The following is a 4,848-nucleotide window of genomic DNA, read 5'->3' as shown; positions in this document are numbered from 1 at the left end:
CGGATCGCAGCCGTATCGCCGACTTTCGGGCGACTGTACGAGGGTACGCAGCAGCGTTCGCCGGGTCAAACCTGGCCTTCTCGGCAGTCAACCTCACCGCGATTTTTAAGTAACACCACACCCGCCACCGCGGTTGGCCCGCTATCCTATGAAAGCGCGCACCAATGTTCCAGAACGGTTGGCACTGCGCAGGAAAACTGTTAACTTCGGGCAATGCCGTTTCAGACTGGAACGGCGCACGACAACGAAGCGAGGATGGCGGATCGGCTTCTTGGCCAGATGACCCACGCTGGCTGTTTCGAGCGCCGATCTCCCGTGCCGTCCGCGGCAAACTGCGGCGCGACGGCGGCTGTCCTGTCCACACTTGTGGATAACCATGTGGACAGTTCGTGGTCACAGCTAACTGTTGTACGTCGACGTCAAATCAGGGGGATCCGTCGTTGACCGAGGATTCCGGATCAAGTTTCGCGACGGTCTGGAATGCGGTCGTCTCCGAACTCAACGGTGAGATCTCCGCCGACGGCGCCATACCCAACGGCGAACCATATGCTCCACCACTGACACCACAGCAACGGGCGTGGTTGAACCTCGTGCAACCGCTGACGATCGTTGAAGGGTTTGCTCTCCTGTCGGTGCCCAGCAGCTTCGTGCAGAACGAGATCGAACGTCACCTGCGCACCCAGATCACCGAAGCGCTCAGCCGACGGCTCGGCCAACAAATCGAACTCGGCGTGCGTATCGCCGCGCTGGCCACCGACGAATCCGATGACAGCCTCGGCGCACCGCCCGACGATTGGACCGGCGACGCCGACGAGGTCGACGAAGACCGCGAGGCTCTCGCCAGCGCACATCAAGACTGGCCCACCTATTTCACCGAACGCCCGCATAACACCGAAGCCGACGCAGCGGGTGGCACTAGTTTGAATCGGCGCTACACCTTCGACACCTTTGTCATCGGCGCCTCGAACCGGTTCGCTCACGCTGCGGCGCTGGCGATTGCCGAAGCACCGGCCCGGGCCTACAACCCACTGTTCATCTGGGGCGAGTCCGGTCTCGGTAAAACCCACTTGTTACATGCGGCCGGCAATTACGCGCAACGGCTGTTCCCCGGCATGCGAGTCAAGTACGTCTCCACCGAGGAGTTCACCAACGACTTCATCAACTCACTGCGCGACGATCGCAAGGTCGCCTTCAAGCGCAGCTACCGCGATGTCGATGTGCTGCTCGTCGACGACATCCAGTTCATCGAGGGCAAAGAAGGTATCCAGGAAGAGTTCTTCCACACTTTCAATACGTTGCACAACGCCAACAAACAGATCGTTATCTCCTCCGACCGACCACCCAAGCAGCTCGCCACCCTGGAAGACCGCCTCCGGACCCGGTTCGAATGGGGACTGATCACCGACGTGCAGCCACCGGAGCTCGAAACCCGCATCGCGATTCTCCGCAAAAAAGCACAGATGGAGCGTCTGGCGGTCCCCGACGATGTGCTCGAACTGATCGCCACCAGCATCGAACGCAACATCCGTGAGCTCGAGGGTGCACTTATCCGAGTCACCGCATTCGCGTCGCTGAACAAGACTCCGATCGACAAGGCGCTGGCGGAGATCGTCCTTCGCGACTTGATTGCCGACGCCAGCACCATGCAGATCAGCGCGGCGACCATCATGGCGGCCACAGCGGAATACTTCGACACCACCGTTGAGGAACTGCGGGGTCCCGCTAAGACTCGGGCCCTGGCCCAGTCCCGCCAGATCGCGATGTATCTGTGCCGCGAACTCACCGACCTGTCACTGCCGAAGATCGGGCAAGCATTCGGCCGCGACCACACCACGGTCATGTATGCCCAACGCAAAATTCTCTCCGAGATGGCCGAACGACGCGAAGTCTTCGATCATGTCAAGGAACTCACCACCCGGATTCGGCAGCGGTCGAAGCGCTGAGCGCCGGCCCACCACCAACCGCCAAAAAACTTGCGGCACTGCCAACCCACCAGTCACACCGCCGGCGGTGGATATGCCTGTGGGCAAACCTGCATGGGCTTTTCCCCGGACTCACCGCGGCGTGCACAAACCGCGGCTGATCCCCAACCACTACACACAAACCACACAACCGTGCGACTCGCCATCCACAGCCCCTGGCTCCGTTCAGCAGCACAGACGTCATGCTGTCCCCAACATGCACAGGCCTTAATACTGTTACTGGTATCTCTCCATAGTTTCTTCTTGAAAAAGACACCTGGGGACGGACCGTTCCACACCCACGCGTCGACCCGAGAACACCCCGAGTGTCATTGGTTCCGATTAGCTTTGAAGATGGCGCTGGAAGCTCTACGGTTGTGGTTCGACTGCCGTTTCGGTCGTCGAGGCGGGTTACGGGCACGGGGCGTCCGTCAGCGGCGAAATTGCACTGCACCGGCGGTGGGCCGCTGACGTTGGCCTTGTTGTTCGAGGTGATGAAGGGACGCGATGAACGTGGCGACGACCAAAGTCGGCTTGACCGACTTGAAGTTTCGCTTGGTGCGCGAAGACTTCGCTGATGCGGTGGCGTGGGTGGCGCGGACGCTGCCCACCAGGCCGACGGTGCCGGTGCTCGCCGGTGTCCTGCTAACCGGCTCGGACGACGGCTTGACCATCTCCGGATTCGACTACGAAGTCTCTGCTGAAGTACGTTTGGCGGCGGAAATCGCTTCTCCGGGAACAGTTTTGGTGTCAGGTCGGCTGTTGTCCGACATCACCCGGGCGTTGCCGGACAAGCCCGTCGACGTCCAGGTGGAAGGCACCAGGGTTTCGTTAACGTGCGGAAGTGCGAGGTTTTCGTTGCCGACGATGGCCGTCGAAGACTACCCGACACTGCCCGCGTTGCCCGAGGAAACCGGTGCGTTGTCAGCGGAGGTGTTCGCCGAAGCGATTAGTCAGGTCGCTGTGGCCGCCGGTCGCGATGACACGCTGCCGATGTTGACCGGGATCCGAGTCGAGATTTCCGGCGAGGCGGTGGTGTTAGCTGCCACCGACCGGTTCCGGCTGGCGGTTCGGGAGCTGACCTGGTCGGCAGCCACACCGGATGTCGAGGCGGCGGTATTGGTACCGGCCAAGACACTGGCGGAGGCAGCCAAGACCGGCGCCGACGGTGCCGAGGTGCATTTGTCATTGGGGTCTGGGCCCACGGTGGGCAAAGACGGGTTGCTCGGGATCAGTGGGAACGGCAAACGCAGCACGACCCGGTTGCTGGACGCGGAGTTCCCCAAGTTCCGCCAGCTGCTGCCGACCGAGCACACTGCGGTGGCCAGTATGGGTGTTCCCGAATTGACTGACGCGATTAAGCGCGTCGCGCTAGTCGCTGATCGCGGTGCGCAGATCCGGATGGAATTCTCCGCCGACGTGCTGCGGCTGTCGGCCGGCGCCGACGATGTCGGTCGCGCCGAAGAGGACGTGGCGGTCGATTTCGCGGGCGAACCGCTCACGATCGCCTTCAACCCGACATACCTGACCGACGGGCTGGGGTCGTTGCATTCTGAGCGGGTGTCGTTCGGTTTCACCACGCCGAGTCGACCCGCGGTGCTGCGGCCGGCCACCGACGACGATCCACAGCCCACCGATACTGGACCTTTCCCGGCGGTTTCGACCGACTACGTCTATCTGTTGATGCCGGTCCGTCTTCCTGGTTAGCGGTCAGGTGTACGTCCGCCATCTGGGTTTGCGGGATTTTCGGTCGTGGGCACACGCCGAACTCGAGTTGACGCCAGGGCGGACGGTGTTCGTCGGGCCCAACGGTTATGGAAAGACGAATCTTGTTGAAGCGCTGTGGTATTTGTCTACTTTGGGCTCGCATCGGGTAGCCACCGACGCGCCGTTGGTCAGGGTTGGCGCGTCACGGGCGGTGGTGTCGACGATCGTGGTCAATGATGGCCGTGAGTGTGCGATCGACTTGGAGATCGCCGCCGGGCGAGCCAACAAGGCCCGGTTGAATCGGTCGCCGGTGCGCAGTCCACGTGAGGTCGTCGGCGTGCTCCGTGCGGTGTTGTTCGCGCCGGAGGACCTGGCGCTGGTGCGGGGTGATCCTGCAGATCGCCGTCGTTACCTCGACGATTTGGCGGCGCTGCGTCGGCCACGGGTGGCCGCGCTGCGGGCTGACTACGAGAAAGTCGTGCGCCAGCGCACCGCGTTATTGAAGTCGGTGTCCGGCGCGCGGTTTCGTGGTGATCGCGGCGGCCTGGAGACGCTCGACGTTTGGGACGGGCATCTGGCCGCCCACGGCGCGGAGTTGATGGCCGCCCGGATCGAGTTGGTGAACGAGTTGGCGCCCGAAGTGCAGAAGAGCTATCAGCTGCTGGCGCCGGCCGCCCGGTCGGCGGCGATCAGTTATCGCGCCAACGTCGATGTCGAGTTCGACAGCACGGACGTGGAGGTGCTGCGTACGGCGCTGCTGGCGCAGATGGCTCAGCGCCGGGACGCCGAGCTCGAGCGTGGGGTGTGCCTGGTGGGTCCTCACCGCGACGACTTGGAGCTACGTCTGGGTGAGCAACGCGCGAAAGGCTTTGCCAGCCATGGTGAATCGTGGTCGGTGGCTTTGGCGTTGCGATTGGCGGCCTATGAGTTGTTGCGCGCAGACGGCGGCGACCCGGTGTTATTGCTGGATGATGTGTTCGCCGAACTCGACACCACCCGCCGGGAGGCGCTGGCCGCGGCTGCGGCTTCGGCGGAGCAGGTATTGGTGACGGCCGCGGTCCTCGACGACATTCCCCGCGATTGGGATGCCAAGCGAGTGACCATCGCGCTGGATGATGGTGACAGTGGCCCGGTCTCGGAGGTGAAGACGTGACCGGCTCCGACAACGACGCACCGTCGG

General features: G+C 62.8%; 3 protein-coding genes. All 3 read left to right on the top strand.

Annotated elements, in window-relative coordinates:
- Positions 1-440: 440 nt before the first annotated feature.
- The 3 genes from dnaA to recF all read left to right on the top strand — a co-directional run bounded on the left by dnaA (position 441) and on the right by recF (position 4,821).
- Positions 441-1,943, top strand: a complete 1,503-nt coding sequence (gene dnaA / locus VEI45_RS09770; protein WP_324852567.1) for a chromosomal replication initiator protein DnaA — start codon at positions 441-443, stop codon at positions 1,941-1,943.
- 525 nt (positions 1,944-2,468) lie between these two features.
- A complete protein-coding gene (gene dnaN, locus VEI45_RS09765) occupies positions 2,469-3,668 on the top strand; it encodes a DNA polymerase III subunit beta (RefSeq protein WP_324852565.1) in 1,200 nt (399 codons plus the stop codon).
- A gap of 7 nt (positions 3,669-3,675) precedes the next feature.
- Positions 3,676-4,821, top strand: a complete 1,146-nt coding sequence (gene recF / locus VEI45_RS09760; protein WP_324852563.1) for a DNA replication/repair protein RecF — start codon at positions 3,676-3,678, stop codon at positions 4,819-4,821.
- Positions 4,822-4,848 lie beyond the last annotated feature (27 nt).

The organism is Mycobacterium sp. (assembly GCF_035623875.1).
Lineage (GTDB): Bacteria > Actinomycetota > Actinomycetes > Mycobacteriales > Mycobacteriaceae > Mycobacterium.
Note: the sequence above shows the minus strand (reverse complement) of the source record. Positions and strands in the feature narration are given on the sequence as shown.